This window comes from Effusibacillus consociatus, assembly GCF_042652925.1.
Lineage (GTDB): Bacteria > Bacillota > Bacilli > Tumebacillales > Effusibacillaceae > Effusibacillus > Effusibacillus consociatus.
Map to the genome: position 1 here is coordinate 50,815 of NZ_JBHSHC010000154.1, position 17,467 is coordinate 68,281.

Here is a 17,467-nt window from a genome sequence, read left to right on the forward strand (position 1 = left end):
TTTGTTCGAGTGAGGAAGCTAAAGAACCTCCCGGAATGTGTGCCAAATTAAAAAGAATGTAAAATAGTCAGCAAATAAAGGAATTTTGATGAAAATTGGATAATACATCGTCTATTCCTTTCAAAAGAACTGAGTTTAGGTGAAAGAAGCCGAATCTTTATCGGCATGTAAAAATAGTCTGAATCAATGTAGTTTTGCAATTGAGGGAAGCATTGGTTGAGGCAATCATTAGTCGGTGATTCTTTTTGCAAAAGAATGGATTTCAACGGAGCCGTAAGAATTTTCCTTGATGGCGAACCGCAGCGGCAGTGACTTCACAAAAACAGCCACTCAATGATTAGTTTGGAGTTTGGAGTTTCCGTTGTTTTGAACCTGGATTTGGACATCGTGTGTGTAGATTGTTGAATTCATTGGAATAAGCTCACGAGATATTTGAAAATGAAGTTACTGCAACATATGAATATTCAAGAGAACGCCCTTCTTGCGGTGTTCTCTTTTTATATAGATACTAATCAAAAAGCCGGTTGCCCTGATATGTTCAGCGCACCGGCTTTTTGCATGAAAGGAGCAATGTCGGAATGACTAAGGTAATCGCCCTCGCCAATCAGAAAGGCGGCGTGGGCAAAACCACAACGGCGGTCAACCTGGGGATCGGTTTGGCTGGGGATGGGAAAAAGGTTTTGCTGGTCGATGCGGACGCGCAAGGCAACCTGACGGATTCGTTAGGGTTCCACGAGCCGGATAATCTGTCGGTATCTTTGGCCACATTGCTGGCGAAAACGATGCTGGAAGAATCCTATGAAGCGCGGGAAGGTATTTTGCATCACCATGAAGGCGTTGACCTGATGCCAGGCAATATTGAACTGTCTGCTGTTGAAGTATCGCTCGTCAATACGATGAGCAGAGAAACGATTTTGCGTTCGTACATCGACTCCGTTAAAGCCGACTACGATTACGTGCTGATCGATTGCATGCCGAGTTTAGGCATGTTGACCATCAACGCGTTGGCGGCAGCGGACAGCGTCATTATTCCCGTACAGGCGCATTATTTGCCGGCTAAAGGAATGACCCAACTGTTGCAGACCATTGCCCGTGTACGCAGGCAGATCAATCCGAAGTTGGTTTTGGACGGCGTGCTGCTCACAATGGTAGACAGCCGGACGAAATTTTCCAAAGACATTTCCTATATTCTTCGGCGCGACTACGGCGACAAGCTGCGCGTGTTCAACACCGAAATTCCCTTATCCGTTCGCGCGGCGGAAACGAGCGCCAAGGGAAAAAGCATTTATGCTCATGACCCCAATGGTCAAACGGCAAAAGCGTATGCCGCCTTTACGAAGGAGGTGCAGAGCATTGGCAGCGAAAGACGACATGCGCGCCAGCATCAAACTGACCACAGTCGCTGATTTATTCTCGACGGAGGAGAGCCGCGCCGACCAGCAGCGGGAAAAGGTGATGGAAATACCATTATCGGAAATCAGCGATTTTCCCGGCCATCCGTTCAAGGTGAAGGCGGATGAAGCGATGCTGGAAATGGCGGACAGCGTGAAGCAATACGGAGTACTTGTTCCCGGACTGGTACGTCCGAAAGGCGATGGCGGCTACGAAATGGTAGCCGGGCATCGGCGTAAAAAAGCGAGCGAACTGGCCGGCATGGAGACAATGCCCTGTATCGTCCGCGAACTGGACGACGATCAGGCGACCATTATTATGGTGGACAGCAACCTGCAACGGGAAAATATTGCGCCAAGCGAGAAAGCATTCGCCTATAAAATGAAGTTGGAGGCGATGAAGAGACAGGTGGGCAGACCTAATAGAGAAAATGTGTCCCAAGTTGGGACACAAAAGCGGTCCGATCAATTGTTGGCAGATCAAGCAGGGGAAAGTCGCAATCAAATCCAGCGCTATATCCGCCTTACCGAACTGACTTCCTCCATTCTCGAAATGGTAGACGATAGACGGATCGCGTTTAATCCGGCCGTAGAACTTTCTTACTTGTCCGAAGAAGAACAGCAAGCCCTGTACGAAACGATGCAGTCCGAAGACTGCACGCCTTCGCTGACGCAGGCGCAGCGCATGAAAAAACTGAGCCAGGACGGGCGGCTCAACGTGGATGTGATCTTCTCGATTCTTACGGAAGAAAAGCCGAACCAGAAAGAAAAGATGACCATTCGGCGCGAGCGGATCGACCGTTTCTTTCCGAGGGACTTTACCGAAAAGCAAAAGGAAGACCTGATCGTACAACTGTTGGAAAGCTGGTATAAAAAACGGCAACGGGAACAGGAACGTTAGCCTGTATCCTGTTCGGCAGGCACTCTCCCCTAGGACGGAGAGCTTTTTTATGCCCATTTTTGGGGAGGCGATTCATGGTGTATTTCACGAAAGGGAGGCGTCGTCAATATGAGCGCCTGATGCAAGAAAAGCCGGGTTTCAACCGCTTTGAAGTTTTGGAGGATGAGACCGAGCAGCCGCACACGCGAAACAAGAAATCTCGTGAAGCCGGCCAATCAAAGCGAAGCCGGGGAACGAAGAATGACCGCAATTTTCCAGGAGATGAGGACGGACAATGGAAGAAATAAAGCGAATGGTGGACAAGTATGAAGTCGTTCAGGCCATCTCCATCGGGAAGGTGGAAGTGCTGCTTGGCATAGACGAAACCAATGCCGAACGTCCGTACATGGTTAGTACCTGCACCCGAAACAATTCGTTGGGTGTCGAGCAATTTTACGCGTTTGCAGCCGGCGCGGATTATCTTGAAGCCGTGCATGACTTTGTTTCCCGCGTGCAATGGGAGCTGGAGGATCTCAAAGAAGAAAGGGCCAGTGTCAAGGTGCCCTTATCTCCCCTTACCCAAGCCCAATGCCAGCCGATTCGTGAAGACATGCGCATTGACAACCAGGTTGTTGTCATCCGGCCGGAACGGTTGCGACCCGAATATCGCACCGCAGTTAACCAGCTTGTGCTGGCGCTAAGCGGGTTTGGCATCTCTGCCTATTCCCGAGGTCGCGCCGTTTACGTGATCAATCTGTATACCGGTGAGGAGGCTCGCTGGAATCGCGAGGATTTTATGGGTCTGCTAAAACCGGAGCATATGCCCGCATGGGCGCAAGAAAAACTGGAGCAGCATCAGGCTGTAACCCAGCAAAAGCCGAAGCGCCGTGACGAGGTCCGGTAAGAGATGCAATTCCTAATATATAGGAGAAAGGAGACGTGAGCGATGTCGTGGACGTATCGGCACCGCAAGACGCTTATTATCGCCGCGATTGCCGTAAGCGTTTGTTTACTTGCGGCTGCGGCTATTTTTTCTCTGATAAAGCAATCAGAGCAAGAGCAGAAGCATGAGCAAATGAAGGAACAATATGAAAGGCAAATCGAGGAACTGAAAACGATAGAGGAACAATCGCGCAGAAGTGTTTGGACCGTGGCGCGCACCATTCCGGCAGGCGGCACCGTGGCGGCGGAAGACCTCAAGTCCGTCCCGATGCCCGCGAGTCTGGTGCCGCAAGGGATGATTACCGATCAGAATGCGGCCATCGGCAAAAGCGCCAAAATCGAATTGCAGCCAGGCACGCCGTTGATGCCGTCCATGCTGTACGAGAGCGCGCCGATCCCGAAGGATTTGCGGGTGCAGGAGTTTCATGTCATTCAGCTTCCCTCCAATCTGCAAAAGGGACAGTATATCGACGTGCGAATCAACTTCCCGACCGGCGAGGATTTTGTCCTGCTGGCGAAAAAGAAAGTGCGGGAGTTGTCCGGCACTGTCATCTGGCTGGAAATGAATGAACTGGATATATTACGGACTTCGAGCGCAATTATCGACGCGTACTTGCAAGGCGCGCGGCTGTATGCCCTACCCTACATCGAGCCAGGCTTGCAGGAAGCGGCGGCGGTCAATTATCCCGCCAATCCGAAGGTGCTCGATTTGATGGCGCATGATCCGAACCTGCTCGAAAAAGCGATAACCGAGCTTGCCCGCCAGCTTCGCTCGACACTGGACGGCAATCTGAAGGCGATGAGCGAGTCGGACAAACTGCGCGTAACGAGCGGCAGCGTAACGGTTCAGCAGCAACTGCAAAACGAACGGATCGTCACGCGGCAAGGCAATGCGATGCAAGAAGCGGTTCCATCGCCGCAACCGGCAGGCGCAACGGCTACGGTCGATCACGAACCGCCAGCCGCGCAGCCGCTGCCTTCCCCTTCCGCTCCGACAACGACGAATGAAGATCAACCGGAAGCGTCCGCAGAGCCAGCGCCATCAGCGCCAGCATCGCCGTCGGAAGCGCCTGCCAGCAAGGATAAACTGGAGCACATTTTTAACCAGTGAAGGAGGCCGTCATGAAAAAAGTCGTGTTTTTCGGCGCGCCGGACAAAAGCCACCTGCTCCTTGTGCTGGGCAAGCTGCTCACGGCGATGGAGCGAAAGGTGCTGATCGTGGATTCCACCCTTGCCCAGTCCATGCAAGGCTATTTGCCGCAAGTAGAATTCGGCGATTCGCTGCGGGAATTTGAAGGCATCGATGTGGCGACCGGGCTCATCACGCGAGCGCAATTGGAACGCTCCCTGCTTCAAGCCGAAGGCGAAGCGGCCTACGATGTCATGCTGCTCGACACCGATCACACCGAATTTGTGAAAGGACGAGAGCTGCCGGGCTATGACAAGCGGGTTTGGTGCAGCAATTGGAGCCGGCTCGGCATGCATAAAAACGCGGAACTGATGCAGCGGCTGTGCCTTCACGAAGCGGAAGGTCAGCCGCTGTCGTTTTACAAAATGATCGCTCCCACTCTGCCGATCGCCATACCCGAGCTGTATATCGATTCGCTGCTGCCGCAGCAGGCGATACGTTGGGAGGACACCGTGTTCCGCTTTCCGCTGGACGAACGGGATATGTCGGTCGAACTGGACAACCAGCATCATGGCCGCATCGACATCAGGCGGCTGTCCGGGACGTATCGCCGGACCGTGCTGGACATGCTGCAACAGTTGTTTGATTGTGATGCCAAAACCGCCCGGCGGGCATGGGCGCGCTCCCGAAAGCGTTCGCGTGTCCGGTAATTTTATGCGAAAGGAGATGAAACAATGGGTTTTACCGTGGTGTTTTGGAGCCCGGTTTCGGGACAGGCCGGTACGACGAGCAATCTGATCGCCGCCGCGGCGCTGCTCGGATTGGAATACTCCTCGCGCCTTTTGCTGCTTGGGCATTTGCAAAGCGAATACGCGGCCATCGAACGCGGCTTTTACCCGAGACGGTCCTGGATGAGCAATGCGGACGCCCCGCCTGACGCTGGCATCGACGCGCTGCTCAGGCTTTTGCAAAACCGCAAGCTGGAACCGAACAGGTTGCGGGATTACACGCTGCCGCTGCTCGCCGACCGACTCGACATCCTTCCGGGATCGAACAAGCCGGATGCATCGTTTGTTTCCGCCGCACAGGAATGGCTTGCGTCCCTTTTGGAACTGACAAGGCGCGCTTACGATCTGGTATTGCTGGACGGCGGAAGCGGCAATTTGTCGGCGTGGACACAGGCGCTGCTGTGTCAGGCGGATTTACTGGTCGCCTGTATGCCGCAAAACATGCTCAAACTGGAGCAAGCTTTTTCGCTGGTGGAGGCGCAGCTTCAGTCCGACCGGAAGCATTTGCTTGTATTCGGACAATATGACCCCGGGTCGGCGTTGACCGTCAAAAACATGAAGCGCCAGTTTCATCGGCGGGAGCCCGCGTACCCGATTGTCCATAATACGGGCTGGCTGGATGCGACCCAACAAGGAGAAGCCGTCCGTTTTTTATTTCGCAACCGACAGGTGCCGCGCAATCATGAAAACGATCCCTTTATGCAACAGGTGCGGGCATTGGCGCAGGCGATCATCAACAACGTCGGACGAAACAAGCCTCTTTTCGGCGGGAAGGAGGACGATGACCGATGATGTTCGCGCTGAACGCTTTGCTTCTGGCGGGCATCCTCATCGTGATCGGCGTCCTGCTCTATTTGCGCATGAGCCGTCGCTTGCCGGAGCAGCCGGACGAAAAACCGGTCTATACGCTGGAAGCGATGACCGCGTTTGTGAAAGAGGCGCTGCACGAGATGACGAGCAGCAACCTGATCGATTTCGGCTTGTCGGAAGAAGAATACCGCCGCCGCAAAAACAAGCGAGCAGAACTGAAGAAAGCGCTGCGGGGCTGCACGTCCGGAGATTTGCGGGACAAGGCGTATGTGAAGCAGGTCATCGCTGATTTGCTCGAACAGCGCTATACCTTCGACGATAATAACCTGAATCGCCTTCTGCCGTTTGACGAGCCGAAAGACTTGTCGCCGCAAGATCAGTTTGACATCCTGCTCTATCTGTTTAAGAAACAGCATCGCTTGAGAGCGCTGGACGAACTGATCCGAAAATACGAACTGGATCGCCCCAAACGGAGCATGGAAGACGAGGAGACCGAGTCGTACCGGATTACCGCCGACGAAATCCGCGATATATACAAGCAGGAAGCGCGCAAGCTGTCTGCCGAGGACAAAACGCAGATTGTTGTGCAGCGGATATACCAGCATTACAAAGGGTTTAGCGTCATCGACGAAATCCGCGACATGAAAATCGACGGCGTATCGGGCGGCGTCTCCGGCATCCCGCCCTCGATGTGGGAAGGCGAATGGAGCCTGGAGGAAGAAGCGCAGCTTTCCGAGGTGCCAAGGTCGCATGACAGCGTGTGGCTGTTTTATAAAGGGAAGTCCATTCATTTGAGCTTCCTGTCCTTCGGCTCGGAGCAAGAACTGAGGCGCGTGTGCCAGAACGTGTACAAACATAACCTCCCCGGCCAATTGTCCGAGGCGAACGGTTTTAAGGTGAACGAAATGGCCGACGGCTCCCGCGTCGTCGTGCTGCGCCCCCGGTTCAGCGAATCGTGGGCTTTTTTTGTGCGCAAATTCGATGTGCAAAACGCCACGCTCGAACAGTTGATACAGGACGACAATGCGGAGCTGCCCATTGGGCTGATCAGATATCTGGTCATGGGTGAGCGCATAACGGCCATTACCGGCGCACAAGGCAGCGGCAAAACGACGCTCTTGATGGCGATGGTGCGCTACATTCCGGCCATCTTGCCGATCCGGGTGCAGGAAATGAGCTTTGAGCTTCAGCTTCGGAAAATATACCGGGATCGCAACATTTTAAGCTTGCGGGAAACCGAAACGATCTCCGGGCAGGACGGGCTGGATATTCAGAAAAAAACGGACGGCTCGGTCAATATTTTGGGAGAAGTGGCGACCGACCCGGTTGCGGCCTGGATGGTGCAGATGGCGCAGGTCGCTTCGCTGTTCACCTTGTTTACGCATCACGCCAAAACGTTCCGCGATCTCGTCTATTCGCTGCGCAACTCGTTGCTGAAGACAAGGGTGTTTACGAACGAAAAAGTGGCCGAGCAGCAAGTCGTCAGCGTCATCAACTTCGATATTCACCTCAGGCGGGACGCTGACGGACATCGCTACATCGAACGGATTACCGAATGCGTCCCGGTGGAGCAGGAAACGCCCTACCCGGAGACATTCCGCCACAAAACGACGACCGAGGAGAAAATGACGGCGTTCATGGAGACGATGCTGGAATATTTCCTCCGCTCGACGGACCGCCCGCATTACGTCGCGCGGAACGTCATCGAGTACCGCGACGGACGCTATGTCGCCGTTCATCCGTTGTCCGAGCGAAGCCGAAAGGAAATCGCCGCATGCCTCGCCGGGCCGGACCAGGCGGCGTTCGAGGCGTTTTTGGCGGTTCACTGGGGGGATGGCGATGAGGCTTGAATGGCTGTCCCTATTGCTGGGCGCAGCGACGGTATTGTTCCTCGCGATGGTGGCGGCGTTTCAATGGGTATCCCGTCACGGTTCGGACGTGGAGGCCGTTCGGCAGTATGAAGCGCTGCGCAAACCGGGCAAAGCCCGCAAGAAGCAAAAGATGTACAGCGTGTTGCAGCAGCTGTATCGCCTATGCGAAAGTGTACCGATTTTACGCGGTTATTTGCTTCAACTTCGCAAACGAATGACCATTCTCCAGCTTGGCGACGAATGGAAGCTGCGGCTGGAGACGATGAAGACGGCGCTCCTCATATGGGGCGTGCTGCTCGCGGCGGCTGTTCCGCTGGCGATCGGCGTGCGCGACCCGGCCGCGCTCGGCATGATTGGCATCGGCTTCTGGGTTGGCCACGGGATCTTTTCGGACAACCTGGTCCATCGGCTGGAGACGCGACTGCTCCGGCAACTCCGGCATTTTTTTTCGGATGTGCGTCATCATTATCATCGTCATGGCATGGTGGAAGAAGCCATTTATGAAGCGGCGGACGGCGCGCCGTATGAGATGGCGCTGCACGGACACGAAATATACGAAGTGCTGACGGCAAGCGACGCTGAGCAGCGGCTGGCGCAGTATATCGAGAGCGCGCCGAACCGCTATTTGCAGGGCTTGGCCGGGCTGTCGCATCTGGTGAAGGAATACGGCGACAAACGAACCGCAGCCGGTTCCGTGTACTTGAAGGCGCTCGGGAAGCTCGCGACCGAACTGAATCTGGAATTGCTGCGCCGCGAGCGCCTCGGCTTCCTGCTGCAAGGACTGACCGCCATCGCGCTGTTGCCGCTGCTGTTTACCCGGCCGATTGAAGCTTGGGCCAGCCATTACTTTCCGGCCATGGACGCCTTTTATGCGAGCACGACCGGCTGGATCGTGAAAATCGGCCTGATGGCGGTCGTATGGCTGTCCTACGTCCTGCTGCGGAACATTCAGGAGCTGGACGCGAGTCCAAAACCAACCGGCCGAAAAAGATGGGAGAAACGGGTTTACGAATGGCCGTGGATGCGCTGGCTTGTGCATCGTTTCGGTCCCGCCCCCGGTTCCCGGGAAGCTGACCGCATGGTCAAGCTGCTGAAAGACACCGCGTCGCCGCTTCGGCTGGAATGGCTCTATGTGCAGCGCATCGTGGCGGGGGGCATGGCTTTTCTGGCTGTGCTCGGGATGTTTATGGCGCTTCATGCCGCAAGCCGGCATCAAATCCTGTATGCGCCGGTAAAGCAGGGCATCCTGTTCGGTCAACTTTCGCCGGAAGAGGAAGCCAAGGCGCGCGAGGCGGCGGCGCTCGATCGCCGCATCATCGATCGCGTAAAGGAGGTGAAGCATCGCACCGAAGAAACGGTGATGGCCCTGCTCCGCAGCGAATCGCCAGCAACAAACAAGGACGATCAGCTTCGCGCCGCGGCTCGGCGCATTATGGGCAAGCTCACGAAGCTTGACAATCAGTATGTGAAGTGGTGGGAAGCGCTCCTCGCCGCTCTCGCGGGATGGGGCGGCTACGCCATGCCGGTCGGCGTTCGGATGTTCCAGCGGCGCATGCGGCAGATGGAGATGAAGCATGAAGTGGACCAACTGCATGCGGTCATCGCCATGCTGGCGGATATGGACCGGATGTCGGTCGAGCATCTGCTCATCTGGATGGAACAGTTTGCCCGCGTGTTCAAGGAACCGCTCCAGACCTGCTTGCTCCATTTCGAACAGGGCGCGGATCAGGCGCTGGCGCAGCTGAAAGAGGATGCGCCGTTTGTGCCGTTCGTCCGCACGGTCGAGAAGCTGGAACTGGCGGCGCAAAGTTTGCCGATCCGGGAAGCGTTCGACGACCTGGAGTCGGAACAGGCTTACGCGCAGGAGCAGCGCAAACAGGAGTACGAGCAATTGATCGAGCAAAAGGCAGGCTGGGGAAAATGGATCGGGTTTGCGCCGATGATAGCCCTCATTTTCGGCTATCTGGTCATTCCGCTCGTCATCGTCAGCTTGCACCAGATGTCCGTTTACTACGAACAGCTTCAGCGCATTCAGTAAGCGGACATGTTGCGGCGCTTTCCAAACGGGAAGTGTCTTTTTTTATTTCGAATTTCATTCGAAGGAGAGATCGGTTCATGTCCAACGCGCAAAAAGCACTCGTGATGGCGGCTGGCATTTTTCTGGCCATCGCGCTCATTACCCTCGCCGTCGTATTGTTTATTTCCGCGCAAGACTCCACCAAGGCGGCGCAAAGCAATTTCAGCAATATCCAGACGGAGCTGTCGCAAACGGCGTTTACGGTGTACGACAACACGACGTTATCGGGCAGTCAGGTGGTCAACGCGCTGCGCAAGTTCAGCGATCAAGACCAGTTCGGCATCCAGATTATCACCGGGAAAAATCCGGCAGGTCAGTGGTATGGCAAGGTGATCAACACGGGTGTTCCAATCGACAGTGTGACCTACGGCTCAGTGGTTGGTGAAGCGCCGGGGCAACTGAGCCATGCGCTCGATGAAGCGAATATCAACTACGTCAATCCGAGCGGCAAATTTCGGGCGCAACTGGTGCACGATAGCAGCAACGTCATTCGCGGCATCGTGTTCCGGCAGCAGTAAGCGCCCTTACTGACATCACAACGCTGATGGGGCGTCCTTTCGGGTATAGACGGACGCCCAGTTTTTCCAAGGAGGAAGCCGATGGAACATGCCCCCAGAACGATGCTGGAAATGAGCGTGGCCTGTCTTCTCTTTCTGATGGCCGTAACAAGCGGACTGCTGCTCTTTCAAACCGGTGCCGCGCTGAATGCCACCGCCTATGTGTCGGGAAAGTCGCTGGATCGCAACATGCAGATGGAGTTTTCGCCGATTGCCGGCGATGGTACCGTATCCGGCGCAGAGGTAGCGCAGTCCATTGCCCGGCTGGAGACGGGAGAAGCGGAAATCGTGGTAGATGGCGTTCGGTACGTACCGCCGCTCGATCGAGACTTGTTCGTCCCCGCCGGGATTCAGCTGAATGCCCGGTATACGGCAGTCGCCCAGCGGGATGCGTCCGGACAGCTGCTTCGCCTCATTTTCGCTTTACGCTAAGGAGAATGCCATGAACAGTTTCTCGAAAGTTTTCGCGGTGCTCATTGCCGTTCTTTTGCTCTACCTCTACCCCATTTCCGCAGCCTTCGACCAGCAGGACGATATTTCGGAACTGGTCGTCCTGAAAGCGACGACAACGTTTGTGGATGCGGTGCGGGACAAGGGCTTTGTGTCGCCGACCATGTATACGGACTTTATGGAGGCGATTGCGGCAACGGGCAACACCTTCGATGTGCAAATGGAACACGGCAGCAAAAAGTACGTGCCGGTTTACGACGACCCGACAAGGCCGGACACGTTTCGGGACAGCTACGAAGTGCACTACGACCTATTTTACAACGCGCAGATTTTGCCTGTTCTGTTCCCGAACAACACGGCCGCAAAAGACGATCCGGCGCGACGCTACAAGCTGCGGGTCGGCGACACGTTTGCGGTCACGGTCAAAAATACGAACCGGACTCCCGGCACGATCCTGTTCGATTTTCTGAACCAGGCCATCAGTCCGAACGAAAAAATCTTCATTCCTTACGGCGGGGTGGTGCGCAATGAGGCTGATTGAATGGGCCATTGTCGGGGCGCTCATTTTCCTGCCGTTTGCGACCGTGAACCGGATCGAGGTCGAAACGCAGCGGAAGGCGCTATTGACCGAGCTGCGCTATAACGCCGCGCTGGATGCGGCGGTGGATGACGCGGCGCGGATGTTGACCGTCAATGCCGACCAGCGGCGGGAGACGCAATACGAATCGGCCAAGCGGGTGGCGCTGAACAAGGACGAGGCGATTGCCGCTTTTTTTCGGACGCTGTACGCAAACTTCGGCATTGCCGACGATCCCGTTGCGCAAGGCGTACTCAATCGGTATATCCCGGCTATTGCGGTGATTGGTTACGACGGTTTCTACGTTTATGCCGAGGAGGAGTGGACGGGAGCCGACGGGAAAACGGAACGGAAACCGGTTTGGGGAGCGAAAAAGCCGTATGCTTACGCCGATTCATCGGGCAACAGCCTTTCGTTCACGCTGGACGATTTCGTCCTCGCTTACGATGCGGGCAGCCGGAGCTGGCACGAAGGCTTGCGGGCCGACGTTAGGCAGCAGACGAACATTGCGCTATTAAAGGATGCGGAGCGATTTGAGCAGGTGCGCCGGAGTACCATCGTCCGCGCAATTGAAGACGAACTCGCCTACCGGATCAACAAACACAACGAATCGGTTTCCCGATACGGCTTTTCTTACACCTTCACGCTGCCGACCATTTCGCAGGAGGAATGGCACAATACCGTGGATGACGTCGGGGTGCTTGCCTTTATTCAAGGCATTCCGATGGGCGGCAAGTTTTACAACAATTATGCGCTCGGCGGAAGCCGCGTGCTCAAGAAGCCGGAGATTGTCGGGGCCAGGAAAGGAAGCATGAAGGTGTATTATCGCAGCACATGCGGCTTTACTTATCCAGTGGAAGAGACGTTTTCCAGCGAAAAAGCGGCTGCGCAAAAAGGCTATATGCCGCTGGACTGTCCTGTCTCGCCATCTTAACGATTCGGCGGTTATTTCGGAAAGTGGACACGCCGTCGGATCGGCTCTATGATGAACCTGACAGTCGAAATCTTCCAAACTTGTCATGATCCCTATTAAGAGAGGAGCGAATTGCGTGAGAAAATGGATATTTTCAGGACTTGTCGCCGCGATGATTTGCAGCTTGTTCAGTGCGACGGCAAGCGCGGCAGGCAAACCTCCGTCTTTTGTCAGCGTCGTCATGGACGGACAAAAAATCTGGTTTCCCGATGCGCAAGCGTTTGTCGATGAAAACAACCGGACACTCGTGCCGGTTCGATTCATCGCGGAAAAGATGGGCGCGAACGTAGGCTGGAAACCCAAAACCATGACCGTACCGATTGAGCGGGACGACCTGCATATTGTGCTTACGATCGGCGATAGCAAGGCGCTCGTCAATGGTAAAGAAATGGCCTTCGATTCGAAGGCGATTACCAGCGGCGGCCGGACGTTTGTCCCGCTGCGTTTTGTCAGCGAAGCGCTGGGGGCGGAAGTGAATTGGGATAGCCCGACATCGACCGTCTTCATTTCCACACAAGAAGACGCCAATGCGAAGTATGATGAATGGGGCCGCCTGATTCGCACAACCCATTTGCCGAAGAACGCAAAAGATTACCCGTACATTCTGGCCGATGTGCCGAATGAAGTGTACGAGATGGCCTATCCCTACTCGCATCCTACGGACAGCAAAGTTTCATCGGTATTGTATTCAACCATACCGGAATTCAATAAGAAAAACGTGGATATATGGATGAACCGTCTGAAAATGTTCGGCGCGTTGTGGCTGAACGTGGATTACAAAACGATTGACGATTCTTGGGCGCAGGCGGTATTCGCCAGGAAAGTGCAAAGCTCCAATGCGGAATTGAAATATATCCGGCGGTATGTGGAGTGGGTTAAAGAAAACAAGATTCAGATCGAAGGATTCCTTGATCCCGAGCCTTCCATGATCTATAAAGACGGGTTTGGAAATAATTATGTACGTTCCAAGTTCAGAATCAAATTCAACTCATTCACGGAAAGTAAAAATTTGCTGTACGATGAGCGGTTCCCCAATGATCGCAAATTCGATAAGCAGGTTTGGTACGAAGGTTACGCGGATATTTCCCTTTCCACGAATGTTGGCGGCGATTGGGGCAGTACATTGAAAGTCGATCCGGGAGCCAGTTTATTCCGCAATTATTTCATCAGAAAGGCGGACTCGGAATAGATGAAGAAAAACAAATTCATAAAATCGGCGTTGAGCGTGCTTCTGGCATGCTCTTTTTTATTTTCGGGTTTTCCTTTCGCAGCGAAAGCCGAAACCCCCAAAGTAAGAACTGAGGCAGGAAAAATCAGCTTTGAAATCACAAGTACGGCTGCAACATCATCTATTAAATACAGAACTGTGGGTTGGACGGTGCGCCGGGACCAATTATGCTCGAACACGACGCCCAAGCAGTGCGGCGATCCGAGAAGCGGCCAACATGCTTCATTTTTGGACCAGCAAGTACGGCAAGTCGGCCAAGAACCGAATCCGCCCATCCCCGGCCAGCCTGTGACGACCTATTACGAAGTCAGCGAGGCGCTTGTCACGGAAGGCATGTGGAACGCGGGAATGGGCGACATCAAAGACAACGACGACTTATATCTTTATGCAATCATGGTGTCCCTCGACGGAAACGGCAACGTGCGCAAAGGGCCATTCTATACGTTAGATGAGATCAAGAGGGCCGAACCTTGGGCGCACCCGGAGGACTTGGACGATTATTTTGGCATTCATGTACCCTATCGCAGCGCGGAATTTCCGGTCGATGTGATTGCGAAAACCGTAGGCGGCAAAGTCATTCAAAATCCGGAAGTTACGTTTCAAAAGGGCAAGTACAAATTAGGTGAAACGATCAATCATGAATTTCCCGAAACGATCGAGGATAACGGGAAAACGTATAAAATCGTTCGCTCCTATTTGTCGCCCAAGCAGGACCCGACGCGGAAAGACTGGCTGCAAGAAGACCCGGCAACCAATCCGAAGGTGCGAACGCGAAGCTTTACGGTGCATCTGGGCGGAACGGACGCGGTTGCCGAATATGCGGAGAACAATCCGGTGAAAGCCATTTATCAAAAAGAAGACGGCACCAAGCTCAAAGAAGTGGATAAAGGCGTTTTCGCAACCGGGGATGAGGCGAATCATACGTTCGAAGAGCAAGTCACATATGGCGGTCAGACGTATGAAATCATCCGCTCTTACATTACGAACAATAACAAACCCGACGAGAAGCTGTTTATTCTGGAAAAAGGCGACCCCAAGCTCAAAGAGCGCTCCATTCTGGTGGGATCGGGCGGCTCCAACTTTATCGGCATTTACAAAATTCCCTCCTCGGTAACGGTCACGTCCCGGATTGAAGCGCCGGAAACGGTCGACCAAAACGTGACCGAAGTGGACGGGGATTTTGTTTTTGAAGTCAAGTCGTTAAAAAATTTGAAGTCATACGAAATCACGGATATTCGAAATGCCAGGCTCGTTCAAACGGGCGACAAAACCGGCACCCTCTCCGGCACTTCAACGAGTAAAACGATTCCGATCAAAATCCCGTTCACGTCCGGCGACAAAGTGAGCGTGCAAATCACCGTCGTTGTGAAGGATGTGGACGGCAATACGGGGGACTCGACATCCGATCATACGGTGCGTAAAGGCGACGGCGGCGGAGAACCGCAGCCCGGCGCATCCCAGCAGGCCGAAGCGATGGAGCCAAGCGTTTCTGCTGTCATTCAGGCGGATGCGCGCGGCGCAGAAAAATTTGATGTGCTGCAAGGCATTCCGACATCGGAAAGTTTGTATGTGAACGCCTCGGCCAAATCGTACTTGTATCGCAACACGTTCACGGAAACGACCGGCACGAAGCAATACCCGATTCAGGTGAGCAAAACATATACCCTTACCTGGACGGAGACGCAATCCGGTCCGCCCGATGCAGACGGGAATTCGACGACCATTACCGTTCCGCGTTCAGATACACAGACGGTCAGCAAAAACTATTCGATTGAACGCAAGTACAGCTTCTGGACGATTCAAAATCTCGAAGTGTACGGCATTCAGAAGGCAACGGTCTCTAATTATGCGCTTCCGTCGGGAACGGTTACGCTGGAGCCGAACGGCTATGCGCCGCCAACCGTTTCCGCCGCGCATGATGCGTCGCTCAGCACGCATATCATCGATCCGGTCTATTCGAATGTGACGCTTCCCGGACAAACGATTTCCGGCGGTTCCAGCCGGCCTTCCGTACCGAACGAGGACTGGAAGTCAACTGCAGAAAGCGCCATCGGCAAGATCAAGGTGAAAAACGACTCGCTCATTTTTAACGGAAATACGATTATGGACAACCGGACCGTCGAGGAGACGGCTCCAACGCCGGGAGCGATTCCGGCTCCCCCGATGATCGGTCAGGATGTGCTGTACGGCTCTGGCTATGTCATTGATGCCGGAAAAACGAATAAAGCCAATCAACCGAGCACCGGAACCATCTTTTATACACTGGTTAAGGGCATTGGCGGCGGAGAAAACAAGAGCTATCCGATCGGCGGCATTAATCCGGTGACGGTGCATACGCCGGTGGTGAACTACGCCTCGGTGTCGGACGATCAGGCCCACAACCAGAAAACGCAGCCGACTGCCGGGCGGTCGGCGCTCATTCTGGACCGGCCCTTTACCGTAACGATTCCCACAAGCGGCCCGCACAAGGACATCAAGGGCTACGGCAATCGGGATTATGCCAAGTATGTGAGGGACAAGCAGGTACGCTTTCCGTTCGATGTGTACAAAGCGGATCGAACGACGTTCGTCCCCAAGGACACGTGGGTGTCCATCCCGGTCGGCCAGTTGCAGACGACCTTTTACTTGCCCGTTTGGGTGGACGAGGGCCATTACGACGTGTTATTCCGTACCTTCGCAGAAAACAGCCCGGCTTCCTTCACATCCCAGATGAATGCCAACCTGGACTTGTCCAACCATGTCGCTACGCAGGCGGTTCCGGTGGAAGTGATTGGCCGTCTCTTCGATTTCCGCATCACCGACATTGCCGATTTTGCCTGGGAATCGGTGTTCCGCACCCAAAAGGGCAGCGCGACGCCGACAGGAAACGCCTATTGGGTCGGCACGAAAGGCATTGACGGCGCACCGCGCGGCAATACCCCTCCCTACGTGCTGCCAGTACGGCAAGGCAGTCACCCGGAGAGCGGCAAGAAAAATGTTGCGGTCAAAACGGGTTACCATGTCAAATTCGAAGTCATGACGAAAGGCAACATGTTCGGCTCGGGCGACGGCATCCTCATTACACCAACGTTTTATTTTGTGGACAGCAAGGGGAAGAACAGGCAAGAAGTCGATCTCTACTATCATTCAGGCAGTCAGCGGTTTATTCGTATCGGCTCCGGCGACGATGCGGAGAAACGGTATGTGACGCTCGACGCTCGCCTGCGCAATGTGCCGAAGCAGGAGTTGACCGACACCGCCGCAACGCTTTGGGCGCTAAACGGTTCGCCCGGAGCGAGGCAGACGTTTATCGATCAATATGTAAAGGATGCGCAGAAGCCGACCTATGTGGGCGGCTACGATATCATGCTGCTGCCGCCTCAGCTTCGGACGTTTGTCGGAAGCACGCAGGTGCCCTCCGGCATCGATGCGGCACGTGCCAACGCTTCGGTTCAGCGGTGGAGAGGGGACTACAGTTTGCCCGCCGCGCCGTACGTGGTGCCGAAAGGCTTCAATCTGGCCGAGTACGGCCGCACGCACCGGCTGGACGACCATGCGCCCGTATTTCTGAAGGATGGGTACATCATCGTCAATTTCAACATCGAAACGATCCGCAATCAAGACTTGAACCACCCGCATCTGCAATATAAAAACGCGCCGCTGGACAATCAGTGGCGGATGGAAGGGTTTCAGCGCAGCTTCGTCGATCCATACGGGGCAACGTTCTCCCTGCTGGACGGCGACGTCGTCTTTTATCATGCCGATTTGTCCAGCTACGACGACTTTGGGACGGGAGGCACCCATTAAATTCACCA

General features: G+C 54.6%; 16 protein-coding genes. All 16 read left to right on the plus strand.

Annotation, left to right across the window (positions count from 1 at the left end; translation table 11 throughout):
• The first annotated feature begins 438 nt into the window (after window positions 1-438).
• Window positions 439-582 (plus strand): hypothetical protein, encoded by a 144-nt coding sequence (locus tag ACFO8Q_RS22300; RefSeq protein ID WP_380029254.1) that lies wholly within the window; start codon window positions 439-441, stop codon window positions 580-582.
• Window positions 579-1,406, plus strand: a complete 828-nt coding sequence (locus ACFO8Q_RS22305) for a ParA family protein (protein WP_380029256.1) — start codon at window positions 579-581, stop codon at window positions 1,404-1,406. Before ACFO8Q_RS22300 ends, ACFO8Q_RS22305 begins: the two co-directional genes overlap by 4 nt.
• Complete coding sequence (locus ACFO8Q_RS22310) at window positions 1,354-2,292, plus strand: ParB/RepB/Spo0J family partition protein (protein ID WP_465251895.1); 939 nt, start codon at window positions 1,354-1,356, stop codon at window positions 2,290-2,292. The genes ACFO8Q_RS22305 and ACFO8Q_RS22310 overlap by 53 nt, the downstream gene beginning before the upstream one ends.
• A gap of 74 nt (window positions 2,293-2,366) precedes the next feature.
• Window positions 2,367-2,579, plus strand: a complete 213-nt coding sequence (locus ACFO8Q_RS22315) for a hypothetical protein (protein WP_380029258.1) — start codon at window positions 2,367-2,369, stop codon at window positions 2,577-2,579.
• Window positions 2,567-3,175: a hypothetical protein gene (locus ACFO8Q_RS22320; RefSeq protein ID WP_380029260.1), complete on the plus strand. Its 609-nt coding sequence runs from the start codon at window positions 2,567-2,569 to the stop codon at window positions 3,173-3,175. Before ACFO8Q_RS22315 ends, ACFO8Q_RS22320 begins: the two co-directional genes overlap by 13 nt.
• 42 nt (window positions 3,176-3,217) lie before the next feature.
• Window positions 3,218-4,324, plus strand: a complete 1,107-nt coding sequence (locus ACFO8Q_RS22325) for an SAF domain-containing protein (RefSeq protein WP_380029262.1) — start codon at window positions 3,218-3,220, stop codon at window positions 4,322-4,324.
• Between the two features lie 11 nt (window positions 4,325-4,335).
• On the plus strand, window positions 4,336-5,052 hold the full coding sequence (locus ACFO8Q_RS22330; protein WP_380029264.1) for a hypothetical protein: 717 nt from the start codon (window positions 4,336-4,338) through the stop codon (window positions 5,050-5,052).
• 24 nt (window positions 5,053-5,076) lie between these two features.
• Window positions 5,077-5,922, plus strand: coding sequence for a hypothetical protein (locus tag ACFO8Q_RS22335; protein ID WP_380029266.1), 846 nt, complete (start codon window positions 5,077-5,079; stop codon window positions 5,920-5,922).
• Window positions 5,919-7,790, plus strand: coding sequence for an ATPase, T2SS/T4P/T4SS family (locus ACFO8Q_RS22340; RefSeq protein WP_380029268.1), 1,872 nt, complete (start codon window positions 5,919-5,921; stop codon window positions 7,788-7,790). Before ACFO8Q_RS22335 ends, ACFO8Q_RS22340 begins: the two co-directional genes overlap by 4 nt.
• The gene (locus ACFO8Q_RS22345) at window positions 7,780-9,849 is read left to right on the plus strand and encodes a hypothetical protein (RefSeq protein ID WP_380029270.1); all 2,070 of its coding nucleotides are present in this window, start codon (window positions 7,780-7,782) and stop codon (window positions 9,847-9,849) included. Before ACFO8Q_RS22340 ends, ACFO8Q_RS22345 begins: the two co-directional genes overlap by 11 nt.
• A 77-nt stretch (window positions 9,850-9,926) precedes the next feature.
• Window positions 9,927-10,406 (plus strand): ABC transporter permease, encoded by a 480-nt coding sequence (locus ACFO8Q_RS22350; RefSeq protein WP_380029272.1) that lies wholly within the window; start codon window positions 9,927-9,929, stop codon window positions 10,404-10,406.
• A gap of 81 nt (window positions 10,407-10,487) precedes the next feature.
• Entirely contained in the window at window positions 10,488-10,877 is a 390-nt protein-coding gene (locus ACFO8Q_RS22355; protein ID WP_380029274.1) for a hypothetical protein, read from the plus strand.
• Between the two features lie 10 nt (window positions 10,878-10,887).
• Window positions 10,888-11,436 carry a hypothetical protein gene (locus ACFO8Q_RS22360; protein ID WP_380029276.1) on the plus strand — a complete coding sequence of 183 codons (549 nt, stop codon included), beginning with the start codon at window positions 10,888-10,890 and terminating at the stop codon, window positions 11,434-11,436.
• Window positions 11,423-12,406 (plus strand): hypothetical protein, encoded by a 984-nt coding sequence (locus ACFO8Q_RS22365; RefSeq protein WP_380029278.1) that lies wholly within the window; start codon window positions 11,423-11,425, stop codon window positions 12,404-12,406. Before ACFO8Q_RS22360 ends, ACFO8Q_RS22365 begins: the two co-directional genes overlap by 14 nt.
• Window positions 12,407-12,521: 115 nt before the next feature.
• Window positions 12,522-13,634 carry a copper amine oxidase N-terminal domain-containing protein gene (locus ACFO8Q_RS22370; RefSeq protein WP_380029280.1) on the plus strand — a complete coding sequence of 371 codons (1,113 nt, stop codon included), beginning with the start codon at window positions 12,522-12,524 and terminating at the stop codon, window positions 13,632-13,634.
• Window positions 13,635-17,459 (plus strand): DUF5704 domain-containing protein, encoded by a 3,825-nt coding sequence (locus tag ACFO8Q_RS22375; RefSeq protein ID WP_380029282.1) that lies wholly within the window; start codon window positions 13,635-13,637, stop codon window positions 17,457-17,459.
• Window positions 17,460-17,467 lie beyond the last annotated feature (8 nt).